At 60.2% G+C, this 20226-nt stretch carries 24 protein-coding genes, 2 tRNA genes and 1 riboswitch; of the genes, 10 read left to right on the forward strand and 16 right to left on the reverse strand.

What is annotated here, in order from left to right; translation table 11 throughout:
• Positions 1-241: 241 nt before the first annotated feature.
• From AMA01_RS07550 to AMA01_RS07570, 4 genes are all read right to left on the reverse strand, one after another.
• Positions 242-1431 (reverse strand): IS3 family transposase gene (locus AMA01_RS07550; RefSeq protein ID WP_268758617.1). Its coding sequence is split into 2 segments (ribosomal slippage): positions 242-1185 and positions 1185-1431, totalling 1191 coding nucleotides; the frame shifts between segments, so codons are not numbered across the junction.
• A 61-nt stretch (positions 1432-1492) separates the two neighbouring features.
• Positions 1493-1873: a tyrosine-type recombinase/integrase gene (locus AMA01_RS07560; RefSeq protein ID WP_195867182.1), complete on the reverse strand. Its 381-nt coding sequence runs from the start codon at positions 1871-1873 to the stop codon at positions 1493-1495.
• Between the two features lie 255 nt (positions 1874-2128).
• A tRNA-Ser gene (locus AMA01_RS07565) sits at positions 2129-2218 on the reverse strand.
• A gap of 38 nt (positions 2219-2256) precedes the next feature.
• A tRNA-Gly gene (locus AMA01_RS07570) sits at positions 2257-2331 on the reverse strand.
• A gap of 179 nt (positions 2332-2510) precedes the next feature.
• On the opposite strand from AMA01_RS07570, the gene AMA01_RS07575 reads away from it, so the two are divergent.
• The 4 genes from AMA01_RS07575 to AMA01_RS07590 all read left to right on the forward strand — a co-directional run bounded on the left by AMA01_RS07575 (position 2511) and on the right by AMA01_RS07590 (position 5445).
• Positions 2511-2957, forward strand: coding sequence for a YfmQ family protein (locus AMA01_RS07575; RefSeq protein ID WP_067849626.1), 447 nt, complete (start codon positions 2511-2513; stop codon positions 2955-2957).
• Positions 2958-3058: 101 nt separating this feature from the next.
• Entirely contained in the window at positions 3059-3877 is an 819-nt protein-coding gene (locus AMA01_RS07580; RefSeq protein ID WP_067849628.1) for a hypothetical protein, read from the forward strand.
• 243 nt (positions 3878-4120) lie between these two features.
• Positions 4121-4265: riboswitch (cyclic di-AMP (ydaO/yuaA leader) on the forward strand.
• Positions 4265-4807 carry a C40 family peptidase gene (locus AMA01_RS07585; RefSeq protein ID WP_067849630.1) on the forward strand — a complete coding sequence of 181 codons (543 nt, stop codon included), beginning with the start codon at positions 4265-4267 and terminating at the stop codon, positions 4805-4807. It overlaps the preceding riboswitch by 1 nt.
• A 272-nt stretch (positions 4808-5079) precedes the next feature.
• The gene (locus tag AMA01_RS07590; RefSeq protein WP_231862870.1) at positions 5080-5445 is read left to right on the forward strand and encodes a 3D domain-containing protein; all 366 of its coding nucleotides are present in this window, start codon (positions 5080-5082) and stop codon (positions 5443-5445) included.
• Here AMA01_RS07590 and AMA01_RS07595 read toward each other — a convergent pair.
• The 4 genes from AMA01_RS07595 to AMA01_RS07610 form a co-directional block, all read right to left on the reverse strand.
• Complete coding sequence (locus tag AMA01_RS07595; protein WP_067849632.1) at positions 5442-5873, reverse strand: DUF86 domain-containing protein; 432 nt, start codon at positions 5871-5873, stop codon at positions 5442-5444. The two genes, AMA01_RS07590 and AMA01_RS07595, sit on opposite strands and share 4 nt — an antisense overlap.
• Positions 5874-5877: 4 nt before the next feature.
• Positions 5878-6354 (reverse strand): NUDIX domain-containing protein, encoded by a 477-nt coding sequence (locus tag AMA01_RS07600; protein WP_067849634.1) that lies wholly within the window; start codon positions 6352-6354, stop codon positions 5878-5880.
• A gap of 1 nt (position 6355) precedes the next feature.
• A complete protein-coding gene (locus tag AMA01_RS07605) occupies positions 6356-6838 on the reverse strand; it encodes a divergent PAP2 family protein (RefSeq protein WP_067849636.1) in 483 nt (160 codons plus the stop codon).
• A 66-nt stretch (positions 6839-6904) separates the two neighbouring features.
• The gene (locus AMA01_RS07610; RefSeq protein ID WP_067849638.1) at positions 6905-7987 is read right to left on the reverse strand and encodes a M42 family metallopeptidase; all 1083 of its coding nucleotides are present in this window, start codon (positions 7985-7987) and stop codon (positions 6905-6907) included.
• A 132-nt stretch (positions 7988-8119) separates the two neighbouring features.
• Here AMA01_RS07610 and AMA01_RS07615 point away from each other — a divergent pair, with 132 nt between their 5' ends.
• Positions 8120-8440, forward strand: a complete 321-nt coding sequence (locus tag AMA01_RS07615; RefSeq protein ID WP_067849640.1) for a YunC family protein — start codon at positions 8120-8122, stop codon at positions 8438-8440.
• Positions 8441-8558: 118 nt separating this feature from the next.
• On the forward strand, positions 8559-9158 hold the full coding sequence (locus tag AMA01_RS07620; protein ID WP_231862871.1) for a DedA family protein: 600 nt from the start codon (positions 8559-8561) through the stop codon (positions 9156-9158).
• On the opposite strand, the gene AMA01_RS07625 is transcribed toward AMA01_RS07620, so the two are convergent.
• The 5 genes from AMA01_RS07625 to AMA01_RS07645 form a co-directional block, all read right to left on the reverse strand.
• Positions 9143-10390, reverse strand: a complete 1248-nt coding sequence (locus AMA01_RS07625) for an HD domain-containing protein (protein WP_067849644.1) — start codon at positions 10388-10390, stop codon at positions 9143-9145. The genes AMA01_RS07620 and AMA01_RS07625 overlap by 16 nt on opposite strands.
• Before the next feature lie 73 nt (positions 10391-10463).
• Positions 10464-10817: a HesB/IscA family protein gene (locus tag AMA01_RS07630; RefSeq protein ID WP_067849646.1), complete on the reverse strand. Its 354-nt coding sequence runs from the start codon at positions 10815-10817 to the stop codon at positions 10464-10466.
• A 51-nt stretch (positions 10818-10868) separates the two neighbouring features.
• A complete protein-coding gene (gene bcp, locus AMA01_RS07635) occupies positions 10869-11339 on the reverse strand; it encodes a thioredoxin-dependent thiol peroxidase (RefSeq protein WP_067849649.1) in 471 nt (156 codons plus the stop codon).
• Between the two features lie 27 nt (positions 11340-11366).
• On the reverse strand, positions 11367-12821 hold the full coding sequence (locus AMA01_RS07640; RefSeq protein WP_067849650.1) for an aminotransferase class I/II-fold pyridoxal phosphate-dependent enzyme: 1455 nt from the start codon (positions 12819-12821) through the stop codon (positions 11367-11369).
• A 46-nt stretch (positions 12822-12867) separates the two neighbouring features.
• Positions 12868-13338 carry a YwhD family protein gene (locus tag AMA01_RS07645; RefSeq protein ID WP_067849651.1) on the reverse strand — a complete coding sequence of 157 codons (471 nt, stop codon included), beginning with the start codon at positions 13336-13338 and terminating at the stop codon, positions 12868-12870.
• A 172-nt stretch (positions 13339-13510) separates the two neighbouring features.
• Here AMA01_RS07645 and AMA01_RS07650 point away from each other — a divergent pair, with 172 nt between their 5' ends.
• On the forward strand, positions 13511-14149 hold the full coding sequence (locus AMA01_RS07650; RefSeq protein ID WP_067849653.1) for a SpoIID/LytB domain-containing protein: 639 nt from the start codon (positions 13511-13513) through the stop codon (positions 14147-14149).
• Positions 14150-14197: 48 nt separating this feature from the next.
• The gene (locus AMA01_RS07655) at positions 14198-15088 is read left to right on the forward strand and encodes a hypothetical protein (protein ID WP_067849654.1); all 891 of its coding nucleotides are present in this window, start codon (positions 14198-14200) and stop codon (positions 15086-15088) included.
• Here AMA01_RS07655 and AMA01_RS07660 read toward each other — a convergent pair.
• From AMA01_RS07660 to AMA01_RS07670, 3 genes are read right to left on the reverse strand one after another with little or no spacing between them, the layout of a single operon-like run.
• Complete coding sequence (locus AMA01_RS07660; RefSeq protein ID WP_067849656.1) at positions 15085-16260, reverse strand: aminotransferase class I/II-fold pyridoxal phosphate-dependent enzyme; 1176 nt, start codon at positions 16258-16260, stop codon at positions 15085-15087. The genes AMA01_RS07655 and AMA01_RS07660 overlap by 4 nt on opposite strands.
• Positions 16257-17465: an FtsW/RodA/SpoVE family cell cycle protein gene (locus AMA01_RS07665; RefSeq protein ID WP_067849658.1), complete on the reverse strand. Its 1209-nt coding sequence runs from the start codon at positions 17463-17465 to the stop codon at positions 16257-16259. The genes AMA01_RS07660 and AMA01_RS07665 overlap by 4 nt, the downstream gene beginning before the upstream one ends.
• A 43-nt stretch (positions 17466-17508) precedes the next feature.
• Positions 17509-18306, reverse strand: coding sequence for a glycerophosphodiester phosphodiesterase (locus AMA01_RS07670; protein WP_231862872.1), 798 nt, complete (start codon positions 18304-18306; stop codon positions 17509-17511).
• Between the two features lie 113 nt (positions 18307-18419).
• Between AMA01_RS07670 and AMA01_RS07675 the strand changes: the two genes are divergently transcribed.
• Positions 18420-18734, forward strand: a complete 315-nt coding sequence (locus tag AMA01_RS07675; RefSeq protein ID WP_067849663.1) for a hypothetical protein — start codon at positions 18420-18422, stop codon at positions 18732-18734.
• 82 nt (positions 18735-18816) lie between these two features.
• Positions 18817-20214 carry a putative lipid II flippase FtsW gene (gene ftsW, locus AMA01_RS07680; RefSeq protein ID WP_231862873.1) on the forward strand — a complete coding sequence of 466 codons (1398 nt, stop codon included), beginning with the start codon at positions 18817-18819 and terminating at the stop codon, positions 20212-20214.
• Positions 20215-20226 lie beyond the last annotated feature (12 nt).

Consider the following 20226-nt stretch of genomic DNA (forward strand, 5'->3'; position numbering starts at 1 on the left):
GACTTGTTGATGACATTTTCAAGCGACGAGAGGATGAAAGCCATGTGGGAGAGTGTAAAATTGGTATTGAGTCAATACAATGGACACATCAAAATCGAGAATATACAAGATTTCCTGCCCGATGCGCTGCCTGAGCCGTACTTGACATGGAGCCTCCGCGGGCATGATGTCACGTTTGACCGCAGCCGAGCCACGCTCGCCCTTGGAAGACCGGCCAGGCTATCATGCCCGCCTCTCCACGTCAAGCACTCACTTGGCCATCTGCACCGACACCTTTCAACTTCGCCTCGAAGTATTGGCGCTCGACCTCATCGGGCGTCCGATACCCAACTGCACCGTGGATCCGTTGTCGGTTGTACCAGATTTCGATGTACTCGAAGATCCGTCGGATCGCCTCAGCCTGCGTCCGAAATCTCTCGAGGTACACGAGTTCTCGCTTGAGCACACTGTGGAACGATTCCATACAAGCATTGTCATAGCAATTTCCTTTTCGACTCATGCTTGCCGTCATCCCATAGGCTTTGAGTCGGTCCTGATACGCTTGCGACGCATACTGGCTCCCACGATCCGAATGGTGCAGGACAACGCCGTCGCGTTGCAGCCTGCGTTTTTGCGCTTGCTCCAGGGCGCGGATGCACAACTCTTTCGACATCCTCGCACCTGCGCTCCAACCCACAATCTTACGGCTGTATAGATCCTCAACGCTGGCAAGATACACCCATCCTTCATCCGTGGGGATGTACGTGATATCTGCCATATAGACCTGCCCTGGCCGTTCTGCCACAAAACGCTGATTGAGGACGTTCTCATGCACGGGATGACGATGCTTCGAATCCGTTGTCGCTTTGTACTTGCGTACGGTACGACTCCGAAGCCCGTGCTCTCGCATGAGACGTGCGACCGTCTTTTGTGCAATCCGTTCCCCGTCCTGACGCAGGAGCGCTGTGATCTTGGGACTCCCGTACAGTCGACGAGATTGCAGGAACAGCTCATGAATGCGACGGATCCGTCGCTTCCTGCGCTTGGCGCGAAGACTTTCGGGCCGTCCGCGCCATGCGTAGTAGCCGCTCCGAGATACACCGAGGACTTTGCACATCTTCTGAACCGGAAATTCGGAGCGGTGCTTGTGGATCCAGGCATACACTACTTCCGGTCGTTGGTGAAGATGCGCATGGCTTTTTTTAGGATCTCATTCTCCTCTCGCAATTGGCGATTTTCCCGCTCCAGATCGCGCATCGCTTTCGCTTCCGGTCTCAGGTTTCCGCTTCCGACGAACGGGGTTTCAGGATCTTCGCGATACTTCGCGATCCACCCGTACAAACTCTTCACAGATATCCCGAGATCGCCTGCGATTTCACTTGCTGGCTTGTGGCCTTCCAAAGCGAGTTGAACAGCATGGAGTTTAAAGTCGTTGTCGTACTTTTGTGTCACGTGGCTCACCTCGAATCGACTTATTCTTACATTCTCGATTCGCCGTGTCCACTGTTTTAACCTAACACCAGTTTGCCGCTGGATTCGACGGAATAATCCCTTCTGCGTGGAGCCATTTGAAAAATGCCTTCATCGTACTGATTCGGATATTGACTGAAGCCGGTGAGAGTCCACGCTTTGCTTTATCCACTTCGGATTTGAGCGGATGCCCTTCGTAGTGAGGTTTTTCGTAGGTGAGGTAATAGACGTAGTCTCTCAACGTCTGCGCGGTGATGTCGCCAATATACTCGACCTCTGGATGAGAGTCTTTCAACCACTCCTCGAGATAGCGGAAATGTGTTCGATAGTCGTTGAGCGTCCTCTCGCGGAGTCCTTCGACTGCCTTCGCGTGGATAAAGACGTCAAACGCTTGTTCGAGAGAATACTTCACTACTCTCTCCAACGTTGACTTATCCGTTGACCTCGAACGAACTGCTCGCTTCCCTACACGTCTGTCTGTGGACATAAAAAATCGACCTCCGTTCCGTCATTGCACAGAACGCGAAGCCGACTTGACCGACAACGGTCTCGGCGAATTACTAGCGGCGGTCTCGACTTTTTTCAGCCGAGTTCGCTGTCGTAAATCAACCGTTATCTGACGTTGCCTATCGCTCCACCGACGTCCAAAAAACGTTGATGTGACGCGGAAAATTCGCTGTGGCGGAGAGGGTGGGATTCGAACCCACGGTGCCCTTGCGGACACGGCGGTTTTCAAGACCGCTGACTTCAACCACTCGCCCACCTCTCCACATGACAACGAAGGAGAGGTACCCCTCCCCCTCATCATGGAGCGGAAGACGGGATTCGAACCCGCGGCCCTCGCCTTGGCAAGGCGATGCTCTACCCCTGAGCTACTTCCGCAAGTCTCCAAACCAAGCGCAGATATAACTTTACATCGAGTTTGACGTCCCTGTCAACTCTTAGCTTCTTCACAAAACGTCACAAAGACGGCCCCTACACCGGAGAATTTCATACAAATGGCCGCGCCCCGAGCGCTATAATATCGTCAAGGCGAGTTCATCAACAAGGGGAGATCCGGGTTGCCAGCCATTCCACAGTGGGTTGTCTACGCCGCCGCTGTCGTATTCCCCGTCTTGGCCTTTGCCCTGACGCCGCCCAGCATATGGGTGAATCGACTCGTTTCGTCGCTCTCCATTCATCCGACGTTTGATGTCTCGCGCGTCACTTCGGTCAACGTGTACGGCACCGAGCTTCGCGGGCGTGATCGAGACCGGTTTCTTCACGCCTTTAACCAAGCCGACTTTCTGTTTGAACGGGGGATGATCCCCGAGCTCAACTATAACCCGATTTTCATTCGTGTCAAAGAAGGCAAACGCATGTACGAGTTTACCGCCTACCTGTATGGAGACGGCATGGTTCAGGTGGTTCGGCGCAAGAGGAAGAAGAATGTTCCGTACCGGGTTTCATCCCAACAGCTGGAGTGGGTTCTTCAGTCCTGCGTGCGAGATCCCTGGTGGGTGAGCTGAAACGCGGCGACCGACGTTCAAGGGGATTTCAAGCATCGTGTGTTACGTTGAATCCGTACCGCTCCTATTCCAGTTTCGGTACGGAGGTGGCAACTATACCAATGTTCTTGCACCGGAAGACTCTTGTTGGTTCAGCCGCTCTGCTGTCGACGTTCGCCGTGGGCGGGGGCGTGACCTTTGCAGCCGTCGATCACGGCCACTCGTCTGTGCACGCGGCCAGTGAGCAGTCGGGGTCGTCGATGCGCGGGGATCGGCAAGTTCTCCGCACATTGCGGCAAGACCTTGTGACCGCAGCGGCACAGGAACTCAATCTCACGCCAACCGCCCTTCGCCAGGAATTGCGAGACGGCAAGACAATTCGTCAACTGGCTTCACAGGCGGGCGTCTCCACATTCACGCTCATCTCGGATCTCGAAAGCAAGGCGCAATCGGACCTTCAGGCCGATGTCACCAGCGGCTCCCTGACGAGCGCACAAGCTTCAAAAATCTCATCGCGGGTCGATCTCGTCATTCAAGCGTGGGTGAACGGGAAGTGGCCGGCTGGATGGGACAAGATGCGTCCGCGCGAATTCGGCGCGTGGCGCCATCAGCTGATCTCCACAGCTGCCAACGACCTTCACCTATCCGAGTCGTCGCTGATGGCGGACCTGCGCAACGGCCAAACGCTCGCGCAAATCGCCACAGCCCAGGGGGTTGCGGCGTCGACGCTGACCGCCGACCTTGAAAACGCGGCCCAAGCGGACATTCAAAAAGCGGTGTCCTCTGGGAAAATCACCTCGAGCGAGGCGCAGGCGCTCCAGGCTCGCGTGGACACATGGATCGCCGATTGGGTCAACGGGACGCTCCCACGTCCCAAAGGCGCCCACTTGCCCGGTGCACAACCCGCGTCGACCTCTTCCAGCACGGCTTCCAATGCATGAGAGCCATTCGGCCCCGGCAGCATGTCGGGGCTTCTTCATGATCTCAAGAGCCTCAGTTTTCGGCGCCCTGACGGCGCCACTCGGCAGATCCAGGACCATCCTTTGACTCTTGCCGCAAGTGTTCCTCTGGGTAATGGCTTGACCCAGGGCGTTTCCACCCGTTCCTGTTTCCCTCCGCCCGATCCATCATTCGTGTAATGAATGAGCTTGCGCTTCCTGTTACGCTTTCAGTGCACCACTCACACCAAGATTACGCCGAATCCTGCGGAACGCAGGTACGGGGGACAAGCGGGCTCAAGGCCCAGGGGTGAATTGCGCCATTGGCGCATAGGGGGACTCTTCCATCCGAACCCGTCAACTAACCTCGGAGGCTACAGGAGGAGAAGCATGCTGCCGAAACGAACGTCCGTTGGAGCGATTGCCGCCACCGCGGCCACCCTTGCTACGCTGACGTTGGGAAGTTGCACCGCCTTTGCGCAATCTGCGCTGCCCCCAGGGGTTCATCTCGATCCGTCCATCCAACCCCTCGCCTCGGAAAACGCGTCGTATCAACAGAAGACCCAGGCGGTTCTGGAAGTGGCCGAAAGCAAAATCGGCACGCCGTACATCTGGGGGCACAACGAAGACCGTGGGCAGTACGGATTCGACTGCTCGAACTTCGTGGAGTATGTGTATCACCATGCCCTTGGATATCGCTTCACGACATCGTCTCGCCTCCAGTACTACGACGTGGGCTGGCGAGTGCCGTACAGCGACCTGAAGCCTGGCGACCTGCTCATCTTCAACGACGGCGGGCATGTCGGAATTTACGCTGGCAACGGAGAAATGATTCAATGCGGCGGCGGGCTCGGACGCGTCGGCTTCCTCAGCGTTCGGCCGGGATCGTACTGGTATCGGCACCTGTCGGCTGTTCGACAAATGTATACCTGACAAGCATTGTCGCCCGGCCGCTGGCACTATCCGCGTCGGCCGGGCAAGCCTCAGAAGGCACCCCTCTTGCGTTGCATAAATTGCCCTTCCAAGCACATCTTACAACCATGAACAGTTCCCGTTGCATAGGTATGTGCCTCACACTGCTGTGTGCAGCCGCCTGTTGGTGCTCGAGCGCCGCATCGGCCCATGGAACGCCGGCGGCGAACCAAACGCACGCGAACACCCGCGCGCAGTCGGTGTCGTGGCGGTCCGAACCGGAGGCCATCACGGTGTTCGGCCGCAGTTACGACATTCGCCGGTGTCGAAAGCTCACGGACACGTTTGTCGTCACGGCTTACAACCTGGATCGCTTCTCCACCGGAAAGGACCCTGGCGACCCCGGCTTTGGCGTGACGAGCACCGGGCGGCCCGCCGTGATCGGCCGGACCGTTGCCGTCGATCCGGCGGTGATCCCTTACGGCAGCCTGCTCTACATCGAGGGCGTGGGCTGGCGAATCGCGGAAGACACGGGAGGTGCCATTCGAGGCCATCACATCGACGTGCTCATGCCGTCGCGGAAACATGCCTTGCAGTTTGGGGTGAAGCGCAACTGCCGGGTGACCGTGTACATCCCGGACGATCTCGACGACGTCTAATTGTTGCGCATAAACTCGCGAATCTGGTTCATGAAGGGAGCGAACAGATCCGCGTAACGCGATACGGCCTCGCGCACGTCTTTCGGCGCGATGCGGGCGTGATCGCGAAGCAGGCGGGATCGGAAGTCGATCGCGCCGGTGAACGCTTCGAACCATGGACGATCGAGGACCTGCTCCTCGACGAGGACTTTGACGATATCGGCGTAGCCGCCGGGATCGCGCATCACAAGGGCGTCGATGATGAGGGACGCGATGTCGGTGACGTACTCGACGCTGGTCCAGAGCGCGCGCTCGGCGGCGAGCCGCCACGTGAGATCTTCTTCCCACGCTTCCTCCCGCTCGGCCAAATCCTCCAACCACGCAACCCGGGCACCGAGTGCGTCGAGCCACACCTCGATTTGCTGCTTATGATCCTTCGTCAGAAACACCGTCTCACCTCACTCGAAAGCGCGAGGCGACTTCGGAAAAAAGCCTCGCGAACACGTCATCCTGAACGATAGGGCTCAGGTCGTTGTCAGGAAAAGCCTGTATACCAGAAATCCAAGGCACGAGGCGCACCGCCGTGGTCTCCGACGTCGCGGGCCGAGCCTTCACGTCGTGCACGTCGGCGAGATACACCCATTTGCTCGCCTCAGAGCCGTCGCGCAGGACAATGGTGTACTGCGCGAACCAGACGAGATTGTCGAGCAGGGCACCCGCCTCTTCAAACGCTTCGCGCCGCGCTGCGGCGTCCGGCGTCTCTCCCGATTCCACCTTGCCGCCGGGAAGTTCCCAGCCTCGCGCGTGATGGCGCACCCACATGCAGCCGTCGAACAGCCTCGCAAACACGAGCACCGAATGCGGCGCGGGATGGCGCAGGGCGGGATCGAAGGTCAGATGCTTGGCTGGCGCAAACCCCTCGCCCCCCACGTTACCACCACCTGCCGAAAGCAATTCCGATGACGAGGCCAATGAGGCCGCCCACGACGATCTCGGCCGGTTCGTGCCCGAGGATCTCCTTCAAGCGTTCTCCCTCGGGCTGACCTGCGACGGCAGACTCCGATCGCTGTGAGAATTCCATCGCGATACGATTCAAGAGGACCGCATGCTCGCCCGCGTGACGTCGAATGCCGCCGGCGTCGTACATCACAATGGCGGCAAATACGACCGCAACGGCGAAAATGGGGGACGTCGGGCCGACGACAAACCACAGCGCGCTGGCAAGCGCCACCACGCCCGCCGAGTGGGAACTTGGCATGCCGCCCGCTCCAAAGACGCGGCTCCAATCCCAGGCGCGCGTCGTAAAATAGTGGATAGGGACCTTTAGAATCTGGGTCACCACGATGGCGCAAATAGCCGCCATCAACGCGGTATTTCCCCACAAGCCCTGCAAGAAGTGCAGAAGATCGGGCATTCAGGGGCCTCCTCGAGAAGCGAGGCGCCGACTCACCGGCGCCTCGCGGACTGTCCACTCTTCACTTTACCACGCCTGAATTTCGGTGACCATATCCCTGTCCAGCGCCTTCACCATGGCGGTGACGAGCTGAATCGCCTGCAGATAATCGTCCTCGTGCACGACGCCGTTGTGGCTGTGGATGTAGCGCGTCGCGAAGCCGATGTTGACGCTCGGCACGCCGATGCCGTGCAGGTGGAACGATCCGGCATCCGTACCGCCGCCCGCCAGGCTGCTGAGCTGAACCGGGATGTTTTCCCCCGCGGCGATGTCCAGCACAAAATCGCGGAAGCGATTGTTTGGAATCATCGAGTGATCATAGATCATGAGCAGCGGGCCCTTGCCGGCGTCGCCGAGGTGCTGGCGCTCCCCGCTCTCAATCCCGGGCGTATCGCCGGCGACGCCGACGTCAATGGAAATGGCGATGTCGGGATCGACCAGATGAACGAGCGTTTTCGCGCCGCGCAGGCCGACCTCTTCCTGAACGGTCGCACCCGCAAACACCACATTCGGGTGCGGCTGCCCCTGCAGTTCCTTCAGCACGCAGAGCGCGGTCGCGCAGCCGAGCCGGTTATCGAGTGCCTTGGACACGTACATCTTGGGATTGCCGAGCTGTGTGAACGGGCTGTACGGGACGATGGCGTCGCCCGGCCGCACGCCCATTTCCTCGGCGTGCTCCTTGCTCGTGGCCCCGATGTCCACAAACACGTCCTTCAGTTCAACGACCTTGTTGCGTTCGTCGGCCGACAAAATGTGAGGAGGCTTCGAGCCCGTGACGCCGAGCAGAGGTCCCTTGCGCGTCTGCACGAGGACGCGCTGCGCCAGCACGACTTGAGACCACCAGCCGCCGATGGGCTGAAACTTCAGGAACCCCTCAGAGGTGATATGGGTGACCATGAAGCCGATTTCATCGAGGTGGCCCGCAACCAGCACCTTGGGCCCGTTTGGGTCACCGGTTTTGCGTCCCACCACGCCGCCTGTGCGATCGCGCAACAATTCCTCGGAAAGCGGCCTGAGGCGCTCCTCAAATTGTTTGCGCACGCCGGACTCGTAGCCGGAGATCCCGTGGGCGTCGCAGAGATCGCGCAACACTTCAACATGTGGATGCATCGATGACTCTCCCCCTCTGCGCCAAATCTGACACCGCCACTCATGATATCACAACCGGATTGGACAAGGCGCGCGCACCCTTGGCACTTTCGGCTCATACGATGGAGAGAACTCGAGGAGGAGAGATGCGGGATGGTGCGCGTGGAGCCCATGTGGATTGAAGGATATCCCTTCACTGCCGTGCAGGTGGATTTGCCGAAGACGACGCTCCTCGTCATCGCGAATTCCGTGGGGTACGCGATGTGTGGGGCTCTCGACGTCCAGCTATTGCGGACCAAACTGCGGGATCGAAACGTCGTGGCCATGCGCGCGACTGGCGTTCGCACGCTGGAGGAATTGCTCGCTGCGTCTGTCGATAGCCAAACCCAGGCCGCAGAGGAACTCGGGATTCATGCCGGCATGCCGATGCGTGAAGCGCTTGCGGCGCTCGGGCGCGCAGCGCAGAACGGATGATCCGTTCTGCGCCGGGACAAGCCCCTGAACTCGCGCAACCCTGATTTCGTCCTTGAGTTGTGACGAAATCCAGGTACCATGGTAAGAGGCTTGTCTCAGACCGCCGACGGAACGGAGGATGACCGTGTCGCATTTGACCACTCTTGTCGTTCATCACGGCCTCTTGAGCATTTTCCTGCTCATGGCCCTTGAAAGTTGCTGTATCCCCATCCCCTCCGAGGTCGTGATGCCGCTCGCCGGATTCCTCGCCTTTCGGCACCTGCTCGGCTTTTGGCCGGCGGTGCTTGTGGCCACACTGGCCAACGTCGTCGGAAGCCTCGTAGCGTACGCCATCGGCAACTACGCTGGCCGAGCCTTCGTCCTTCGCTATGGCCGTTACGTGGGCCTCACCCCCCGCCACCTGGAACGCGCGGAGCGCTGGTTCCACCGCTTCGGCGAGGCGACCGTCTTTTTCGGACGCATGGTTCCCGCCGTGCGCACGTTCGTGTCCTTGCCCGCCGGCTTTGCACGCATGTCCATCGCGCGCTTTATCCTCTTCAGCTTGCTCGGATCGTTTGTGTGGAACCTGGCACTCGTGTACGGCGGCTACCAGCTGAACAAACACTGGCAGGTCCTGGCCGATCACGTCAAACCGTTCACGTATCTCGGGGCCGCCATCCTCGTCGCCGCCTTGCTCTGGTTCTGGTTGCGCCGCCGCTCGGATCAAAGAGCGGAATAAGCGATGGAGCGGACGCGCGCCGAGAGCGGATTGGACGGATCGAGCATCTCCTTCGGCAGAAACAGGCGCTCTTCCTGGCTCGGCACGAGCGTACGTATGAGCTTGGACGCCTGGCTGAGATCTTCCACGCGGCCGTTTTCGTCTCGCAGGAGAAGTCCCTGACCGATGACGTCGTACCCCGGGATCTTGCAGGAGCGCAGCGTGACATAGTAGTCGGGATGAAATCCCATCGCTTTGGCCGTCGTGCGAAGCAGGGCGAGATCGTCGACGGGCGTCGACCCCTGGCGCACCACGGGCGCGAACAATCGGCGGTTGAGAAAGCGCTCCGCGAGATCGCGCAAGATGGGATCCGGCTGCTCGGCAAACGTGTGGAAGGCGTATAGCAGAACGGATTCGTCCAGCCGGATGTACCACGATACGTCCTCCATGTCGCCCTGGAGCACGCGCCGAAGAGGCTCCGGCATGTCGATCCGCTCTCCTTGCGCAATCAGGTCTTTTGCGCGAACCAGAATGTTTTCGACGAGGACATCGCTGCCCACCGTCACCGGATGCAGATAGACCTGAACGTACATGAAGTAGCGTGCAAGCAGATACTGCTCCACCGTATGTAAATTTTGCTTTTTGACGTACACACGCCCATCCGAATACGTCAGCGAGCGGATCAATCTCGCGAGTTCAAACAGGCCGTACGACACGCCTGTGGCTTCCGCGTCTCGAAGCATGTAATCCATACGGTCCACGTCGAGCTGACTCGAGATGAGCGACTCCACGGCGGGATACCGGCTGTCGCTGCGCAGGATGCGGACGAGATCCAACGCGAATTCGTCGTCCACGCCGTCGAGCACGGAACGCAAAGCAGGGTCCTCCAGGATCACTCGATGCGTCCACGTCTCATGGTGGACCCCAAGCACAGATTCGAACGTGTGCGAGAACGGGCCGTGCCCGATGTCGTGCAAAAGCGCCGCAGCGAGAGCCAGCCGAATTTCACGTGGATCTGTGGGCCAGCCGCATTCGCGCTGCAGATGAAATAAAACGCGCCGCATGGTCTCATAGGCGCCAAGGGAATGTGCAAAGCGGGAATGCTCCGCACCGTGAAACGTGAGAAACGAGGTGCCGAGTTGACGGATGCGCCGCAGGCGCTGAAACGCAGGCACGTTGACCAGCGCCCACAGAAGCGGATCGTCAAACAGAATTTCGTCATGAACCGGATCTTTCAGGACTTTCTCGAACACGTGGCGTCCCCCAACCCTCGTCTTACGCAGCAACGGGCCGGCCGAAGCGCGACTCCGGCCAGCCCGTTCCCACTCAGTTGCACGATCCCGGCTGCCCCGCCTGCGTCGCGGTCCGGAAACTCGAACCGCAGCCGCACATCTGCGTGGCGTTCGGGTTGTTGATCTTGAAGCCTTGCCCAGTGAGATCGTCGACGTAGTCGATCTCGGACCCATCAATCAGTTCCAGGCTCTCTGGATCGACCACGAGCTTGACGCCGTGCTGCACCGTGACCACGTCGCCAGGCTTTTCGCTGTCGAGCGCAAGCCCGTACGTGAACCCCGTGCAACCGCCCGGCTTGGTGTAGATGCGCAGCGCATCCTCCCCGGCATCCTGGGACTCGAGGAGGGTGCGAACGCGGTCTGCAGCTTGTTCGGTCAGCGTGATCATCGCCATCGCCTCCCCTTCCATCTTCCATTATACGACTTGTGACGTGTCGTTTCAGCCCGCGACTTCCCGGACCTTCGCGAGCACCTCTTCCGCGTGGCCATCCACCTTCACTTTCGGAAACACGGCCGCAATGGCGCCGTCGCGATCGATTACGTACGTCGTCCGCTCAATGCCGATGGTTTTGCGGCCGTACATGTTCTTTTCCTTCAGCACGTCGTACGCCTCGCAGATCTGACCGTCTGGATCGGACAACAGGGGAAAATTCAGGCTGTGCTTGTCCCGGAACTTTGCGTGCGAACGCACATCGTCCCGAGATACGCCGTAAATGACCGCGCCGGCCTCTTCAAACCGCGCCTTCAGATCTCGGAACGCACAGGCCTCCTGCGTGCAGCCTGGCGTATCATCCTTCGGGTAAAAGTAGAGCACAACAACCTTGCCGCGCAGATCCGACAGCTTGACCATCTCGCCCGAGTCGGACTCCGCCGAGAACTCAGGCGCCTTCACACCGACTTCCAGCGCCATGCAAACTCCTCCTTCGCGGCCGGACGCTCAGTCGCGGACGACTTTGATCATGCGGATCTCGGGGTCGTCGGGGCCCTGCACCGGCAATCCGGCCCGCAGATTGGCTTCGATATAGTCGATATTATCCTGCGTAATGACTTCGCCAGGCAAGAGGATGGGGATACCTGGCGGATACACCATGACCATCTCTGCCATGGTTCGACCCACGGCTTGCTGGAGGGGCACGACCTCCGTCCGGGCGTAAAAGGCGGAGCGCGGCGTCATCCGCAGTTCGGGCATCGACGGCAGCGTGACAGGTTGGTGCTCGCGCACCGCGCCCTGGCCGTAGCGCTCTGCGATGGCCTCGAGTGCCTGGATCAGCGCCTCGATGTCTTCCTCCGTGTCGCCCCACGAGATGATGCACAGGATGTTGTAGAGATCGCTCAACTCGACCTCAATGTTGTACTCCTCGCGCAGGATGCGCTCCACGTCGTACCCGGTGAGGCCGAGATCGCGCACAGAGATGGTCAACTTGGTGGGATCGAGCGCGTAGGTGGCGCTTGAGACGAGCTGACGTTCATCGAGGCACTGTAGGCCAGGAATGGCCTGAATCGCCCGCCGGGCCTTGCTCGCAAGGGAAATGGCGTAATCCAACCGCTCGCGCCCGTGAATGGCCAACTCCTTGCGCGCGACATCGAGCGATGCGAGCAGGAGATACGACGTGGACGTGGTGGTCAACATGCTCAGGACCACCTGGACGTGCCGAGGGTCGATCATCCCTTCGCGGACGTTCAAAACGCTCGATCCCGTCATGGAACCGCCGAGCTTGTGCACGCTGGTGGCGGCCATGTCGGCGCCCGCCTGCATCGCGGACAGTGGCAAATCCGGATGGAACCCGATGTGCACGCCATGCGCTTCGTCCACGAGGACGGGGACGCCGACGCCGTGCGCCACCTCGACGATGCGCTCGAGATCGGCCGCAATACCAAAATAGGTCGGGTTGATGACTACAAGGGCTCGCGCGTCGGGGTGCTCCTCGAGCGCGCGCGCCACGGTCTCGACGGACAGACCGTGTGAAATACCGAATTCGCGATCCACCTCGGGGTGAAGAAAAACAGGCGTGGCGTCCGCCAAGATGATGGCCGTAAGGACCGACTTGTGCACATTGCGCGGCACCAGAATTTTATCGCCGGGGCCGACCGTCGCCATGACCATCGTCATGATGGCCGTGGAGGTGCCCTGAACAGAGAAAAAGGTGTAATCGGCCCCGAATGCCTCTGCGGCGAGTTCCTGAGCGTGCCTGATGGCTCCCGTCGGATGATGGAGGTCGTCGAGCGGCGCGATGTTGATGAGATCAAGCGCGAGCGCGTTATCTCCGACAAACGCGCGAAAACGGCTGTCCATACCGCGGCCCTTTTTGTGCCCTGGGATGTGAAACTGGCGCGGATTGCGCGCCACGTGTCTGAGCAATGCATCGAACAACGGCGTTTCGTTCTGGTTCAAGGGAGACTTCCCTCCTTGCCGTAGATGGGACCGCGGCCCAACCGCTTCACGCGGCGGAGAAAGCTTCTCGGAATGCTGGAGACGCGTTTTCCCAGAGATCCGGGCGAAGTCCGCGCAGGAACGCCGCGAACTTTTCGACTTGTTCTGAGCTCAAGAGGCTCAGATCCGCCTTGCCCTTCACGGCCTTGTCCATGGCATTCACGTGGTCCGCGAGTTTCTTGTACCCGAGCTGCGCTTCGCTGTCAATCCACATTTCAATCGCCTGAACGCCGTTGAAGCCCATGCCATTTTCAAAGCGTTTCAGGCTGACCCAGAGCCCGACAATCCGCCTGGGATGAGGAACTTCCTCAAGCGAGCCAACAAAGCGAATGCCCACCTCGACGCGGCTCTTCGCATGAATGGCGTTGTTGTCGATGAAGATTTCGTCTCCGTCCATCAAGACGGCCGAGATACCCTTCAGTTGGTCATCGGACGTGTGTGGCTGCTTCGACTGACCAGTCAGACCCAACTTTTGCATCCGAGATCCTCCTCCCGAATGGATGGAACGTGGCGTTCACGGGGATCGCTCGCAATTCTAAACACTCATTGTACCCGCTCCACCGGGATGTGTCACATGTGCCACAAGCGCATGTCCGGCGGCAAGCGGGGAAAAGTAAAACAAACGACCACATCTCGCGAGGGGACAGGTCATGACGAGAGTACAACGGACAATCAGCCTATTGTGCGCTAGCTGCGGCTTCGCCGCCATCGCGCCCATTCTTCCGGCGCCCCGCGTGGAAGCAGCTCAGACCATCTATAACACCAGTCCTCCTTCCGTGATCCGCGTCGCGATCCGAGAGAACAACGCCAGCGGAGAGCCGGATCCCCGCGGGCGGATCATCTACGTGGAAGCCGTGCCGTTCGCAACCTACTGCGAAGACGTGTTGCCCAACGAATGGTTCCCGAGCTGGCACCCCGAGGCCCTCAAGGCCGGTGCCATGGCCGTGAAGATGTTCGCCTGGTACCATCATCTGCACCCGGTCACCATTGATGGTTTCACGTTTGACGTGGATAACACAACGAATTTCCAACACTTTCAAGAGATGTCCAGCCAGCCGACCACCAACGCGGCATTTCAGGCGATTCAAAAACTCGCGTACACCAAGCCGAACGGTGAGATTGTCGAACTCAACTATTCCGCCGGCTACGAAAATGATCCGAACTGGCAGTACCGCAACGCGCAGAAAATGGCCCAGTGGGGATCGGAATACTGGGCGAGGAAAGGCCAGAGCTACCTGCAGATCCTGCAGTTTTACTATCAGAATCGGGCGCTTATGCGCCTGCAGTGATGGCGCCGACTGACCGCCAACCATCGTTTGAGAAACGAGGGATACGCCATGAAACGACATCCATCCAAGCGAAGCGTGATCATCGCGTCGCTTTTGGCAAGCGCAATTGTGGTGGCTATCCCCACGCAGCCGCAGATCGGCGCTCTTCGGCACGCGCATGCTCGGACGCTGCACGGCGCCATCGCGGCGATGGCCCCAGCCGGGATCGACCCTGTGGAACAGCGCACCGAGGCGGCCCCGCAAGCGAAACCTCCGGTGAGCGAGGCGCCCGCACCCCAACCTCGCGCGCGAGACGCGGGGAACGGCAAGCCTGGGCCCGGCAAGGTCCCGGTGCAACCGAACCCAAGCGGGAGCAAGCCAAAAGCCTCGAATCCATCGAGCGGATCGAGCGCAGGTCAGGCGAAGCCGAACGCCTCGAGCGGGGCGTCACCCGCGACGCCCAAGCCCGTTCCGCCGCCTTCACCGGCAGCACAAGGCAATGACCAGCCCGCGGGCCCGGAATCGTGGGGCTATACCCGGAAAACCGCGAAACTTCGGATCCGAGTGATCGACGGGAGAACCAAGGAGCCCATCGACGGTGCGGAAGTCGTCCTCATTGAAACTGAGCAGCGGTTCAAGACGGACGCGCAGGGTTTCACGCCTTGGTTTGACGCGCCGGTGATCCGCAATCCGAAATACCGGCCCATGGTGGCGGAACTCCACGGACAGTTGGGCGCCATCGCGTACAAAGATGGGTACCGGGATTCCATCCACCTCGGTATCCGCGTGCACGAAGGGATTCGCCAGCAGACGACGATTTGGATGTACAAGATTGGGCCGGCGGATCGCCGCATTGAACCCGTGCTGTACCAGGAGCCGTATCATCACCTGTGGCTGATTCAACTCGCGGACAAGTTCCGAAGCCACACCCAGCCCGGCGAGGGACCTGAGCGCCCTTAGAACCGCTTCGTCCAGAACTGCGCCATCCGCTCGGCCGCCTCGATGAGGCGGTCTTCTGGCGCGAGCAGGCCCACGCGCACGTGCCCTTCTCCATGCTCGCCAAACCCTCTTCCCGGGGCGACCGCGACGTGCGCCTGCTCGAGCAGTTGCTCGGCGAATGCCACGGATGATACGCCTTCAGGAAGCGGAATCCAGCAGAAAAACGAGCCCTGGGGCGAAGGCGCATGGATGCCGGCAGCCCTCAGCGCGCCCAGGAATGCATCGCGGCGGCGCTGGTAGGTCTGGCGCAGAGCCTCGATGTCGTCAGCCGGCCCGTGCAGCGCGGCGATGGACGCGCGCTGCACGGCGGCAAAGATGGACACGTAGTAGTGATCTTGAATCAGGTTGATGTGCTCGATGACCTCTGGATGGCCCACTGCGAACGCGACGCGCCAACCGGCCATATTGAAGGTCTTGCTCAGCGTGTAGATCTCGATCCCGACTTCCTTGGCGCCTTTCATCTGCAGGAAGGAAGGTGGGCGGTGATGGTCGTAGCCAATGGCGCCGTACGCGAAGTCGTGCACAATGAGCACGCCGTGATGGCGCGCCTTTTCGATGGCCTGCTCGAAAAAGGCAGTTGTTGCGCCAGCACCGGTGGGGTTGTTTGGATAATTGATGTACCACACCCTGGCCCGCTTCCACACGTCTTCGGGCACCGCGTCGAGATCGGGAATGTAGCTGTTTGACGCGGTGATGGGAAGCGCGTAGGGCTCCGCGCCAGCGAGCGCGATGCCGCTCAGGTAGTCGGGATAGCCCGGGTCGGGCACAAGTGCCACGTCACCCGTCTCTAGGTACAGCTCCGCAACCTCCACGAGCCCGGTCTTGCCGCCCACAAGAATGGCAATTTCCCGCTCTGGATCCAGCGCCACCCCATAGGTGCGCTGGTAGAACTCCGCCGCCGCTTCCTTGAGCTCCGGCAGCCCGCGAAAAGGAGGATAGCGGTGCGTGACCGGATCCAGGACCGCGCCGCGCAGCGCCTCCACGATATGTGGCGGCGTGGGCAAATCCGGGTTCCCCTGCCCGAGGTTAATCACGTCATACCCAGCTTGCTGAAACCCCGCCACGCGCCTCGTCAATCCGGAAAAAAACTGCTCCGGCAACCGCACGATTCGATCCGACAGCCGAAATGTCACGCCAATCTCCCCTTGCTCGCCTCGAATTGGGCCTGCAGGCGTGCACGCCTGCGCCTCAGCCCTACGCTCAACACGATGCCCACCGCGAAATAGTTGACCAGGAGCGACGTACCCCCGTAGCTGATGAATGGCAGCGTGATGCCCGTCGACGGGCTCATGTACATGTCAGCACCGATGTTCTCAAAGACCTGAAACGCGAACATGCCGACGATCCCGACCGCGATGTACATGCCGAAGGTATCGGTCGTCGTCTGGGCAATGCGGATGAGACGGTGGCACAAAATCAAGAAAAGAAGCACAAGGATGGCGGATCCCACGAAACCAAACTCCTCGCCGATGGCGGAGAAGATATAGTCCGTCCACTGGTTCGGCACCCAACCGCCCGACGTGAGCACGCCCTTGCCGTAACCTTCGCCAAACAGTTCACCGCTGCCGATGGCCGTCTGAGCCATGTGAATATTGTAGCCGTATTTGTCCTGACTGAAATTCGGATCCACCCACGTCAGGATGCGGTAAGCCTGATACCCCTTCAGAATGTGATGCTTCATCAGGACGTCGACGAAGGCCAATGTCTGGTTCGTGAACACCGTCGTCGCCAGGACGCCGAGCGCGATCACGCCGAGCACGAAGAACATCAGCACTGCGTACGGTCCCCGACGCGCAAACACACTGTACATCGTGAGGAAGATGGCGATCATCACGAGAGCCTGTCCAAGTGCCGGCTCTTTGAAGGTGAGCGCAAATGGCACAAGTATAATCGGTAGAAAGATCCACTGCCTCCGCAGGCGATAGTCAGGTACCTCCGCCTCTTCCACGTCCGACATGTACTTCGCCAGCCAGACGACGATAGCGACCTTGGCCAGCTCGGACGGCTGGAAGGAGAAGGAATGAAACGAAATCCACGAGTGCGCGCCCATGGTCGCCGGAAACCCGAACACGGCCACCAACAGCACGCACGAAATCCCCCACAGCCACCAGTGCGCCTTCCGAAGCCAACGGTAATCCATCAACGCGCCAGCAAACAGCGCGACAAATCCCAGCACTTCGTACGCGATCTGCTTGCTCATCACGTGGGACGGGATGTTGACGCTGTGGTTGCCCGCGGTCGCCGCGTGAATCGCGAGACACGCGTACACGGCGAGCAGCGCGAGGACCACCACCACCGTGATGTCGAAGTATTTCCATTCGCGCCGAACCGATTCCACGCGCCACCCTCCTCCCCGTACAAACAACCCCATGATGTCACGTTTATTGTTCCAGTTCCAGCAGGAGCTTTTGCAAGATCTGCGGCGAATTTGTGACAATGCCGTCGACGCCCTGTCGGATGAGTTCTCGCATCACATTTGGATCGTCCACTGTCCAAACGTCGATCTCCAGGCCACAGCGGTGCGCGAATTCTACGAAGCGAGTTGTCACCACGCGGACACCGTGTTGGCGCATGGGCACCTGGACGGCGGCAAACGGCATCCTCAATTGCCCGCCGAACGCCCCACCAAGGCGGGCCAAAGCCAACACGCGCGCCACCTCGAGCGGCGAAGCGCTCGTTTTGAGCTGGGGGCAGCGCGCCCTGGCTTCCGCGAGCGTCCGATGGTGAAAGGACGCGAGCGTGACGCGATGAAGCGAATCTTCCTCCGCAAGCATCCGCAAAAATAGACCGACGTGAGGGCGCTTCGGTTTCAAATCCACATTGAAATGGACGCCCGGAAACGCTCGAAGCGCCTCTCGCAAGGTCGGAATGCGAATTCCGCGCCCGCGGTACGGATACGTTCTCCCACCGTCGCGCGTGAATCGATAGCCGAAGTCGTAGCGCAGAAGTTCCTCGTATGTCATGTCCGCGATGGCCCCCGCCCCATCGGACACCCCTTCGATGCGCGCATCGTGGCAGATGACCAGTTCGCCATCCTTGGTCCAGTGGACGTCCGTCTCGATCACGTCCGCACCTTGATGCAGCGCGACTTGAAACGCCGGCAACGTGTTCTCGGGGGCTTCGTGGCTCGCGCCCCTGTGTGCGAAAATCCGAACGCGCGATGTCCGTTTCTGCACCATGTCCATCCGCCCGCCCTTGAACGAATTGTCTCCCAGGTCGCTTCATCGGTGCAGGCGCCCAGCCAAAGCGGACGCATGCCCCGTAACGTAATCAGGAGAGGAGGCGTTCACCTATGCTTACGTTTCGCGATGTGCGTGCATACTTGGGGCGCCACGTCCACTGTCACACGCACTTTGGCTCGTTTCAAGGTGTCGTCGTTCACGTGACACGGCATCACCTGATTCTGCAGCACGCTGTGCGGGCGGACGCGGCCATCGCGCCACTCGACCACCCGCGTGGACTGTTTGGACCCGGCCCGCAGGGCATGCCGCCCACACCCCCGCCGAATCCGTACGGCCCACCGGGAGGACCTCAGAGCCCATGGCACCTTGCCATCCCGCTTGCTGCGATCCTGGGAATCACGGCCATCGGCGTCCACTGGTGGTAATGCACGCTTGCCTTCTAGGAGGGAATGGCCGTAAGCTGTCGAATGAGGACATAGCCTAGACAGCGCAAAGCGGGGTGTGGACGTGCGGACCGAGCGACATCAACCGGATTACGTGCTCTTTATCGCGGTCCTCATGTTGACGGGCATTGGCGTGGTGACGGTGTACTCCGCAAGCATGGTGTACGACATCCACCAAGGCCTCTCTCCAGATCACTTCGCCATTCGGCAGCTCGTGGCCGCCATCCTGGGCCTTGCCGCCATGGGCTCGTGCACGTTCATCCCCTATCACGTCTGGTACCAGCACGCACCCAGGCTCATGCTTGCAGCCTTGGGTCTGTTGCTGGTTGTCATGATACCCGGGATTGGCCATCGGAGTCTCGGAGCCACCCGCTGGATTGGCACCACGAGCGTCCACATTCAGCCGTCCGAGATCGCGCTCACAGCCCTCGTCGTCTACCTGTCCTATTTACTGACGAGAAAACTTCCCATTTTGCGTGATCTGCGCCGGACCTTCAGGCCAGCCATGATCATGGTGGCATTGACCATCGGGCTCGTGTTCATCGAGCCAGATATGGGCACTGCGCTGTGCATTTTTTTGACCGCCATGGTCCTTCTGTTTGCGGCAGGCGTGCCAGGCAAGCCACTCGGGCTCACATTCGGCGCCTCGGTCCTCTTCGGCCTGCTTGGGGCAAGAATGGCGGAATACCGGTCGAGCCGCCTCGTGGCGTTCTTTCACCCGTTTCAACATCCGAAGTCGTCCGGTTATCAACTCATTCAGGGACTCACGGCCATCGCCAACGGGGGACTCACGGGACGCGGCTTCGCGTCGAGTGTTTCAGCAACCGGCTACCTACCTGAGGCGTACACCGACTTCATTTTCGCCGTCTTCACAGAAGAGTGGGGATGGCTCGGCGACCTAGGGCTGTTGGCGATCTTCGCCGTCGTCATTTGGCGAGGCTTCCATATCGCAAGGTACGCGCGCGACAGGTTCGGGTCGCTGCTCGCAATTGGCCTCACGGCCTCGGTCATCGTGCAGACGCTCATCAACCTCGGCGCGGTGACGTGGCTTTTGCCCGTCACGGGCATCCCACTGCCGTTCATCAGCTACGGCGGCACGGATCTCGTCATGAATCTAGCTGCCATGGGGATTTTGCTCAGCGTCTCACGCGAGACCGAACTCGAGCTTCCGGAAGAGGACACCCTCGCCGACATCATCTCGGTCGACGAGATCCGCGCCACTCGCCGGGAAGTCCCGGACCGCTCCAGGCGGTCTCCGGATCGCGCCCACGTGGCGCGCCTGTCCAACCTTCGGACGAGTCCGTTTCGCAAGGCCGGCGCAAGCGACCGCGGGGCTTCGCTGAAGCAGGCGGACCGCCCCATCTCGCTATCATGGCGAGCGAGCCGCGAAACGGCGGCCACCAAACGGCGCGACGAACGATCGCGAAAACCTGGCGGACCCTTTCGCCGCCACAAGCGCTAGGGGGTAAGAAAA

The organism is Alicyclobacillus mali NBRC 102425, from assembly GCF_001570745.1.
Taxonomy (GTDB): domain Bacteria; phylum Bacillota; class Bacilli; order Alicyclobacillales; family Alicyclobacillaceae; genus Alicyclobacillus; species Alicyclobacillus mali.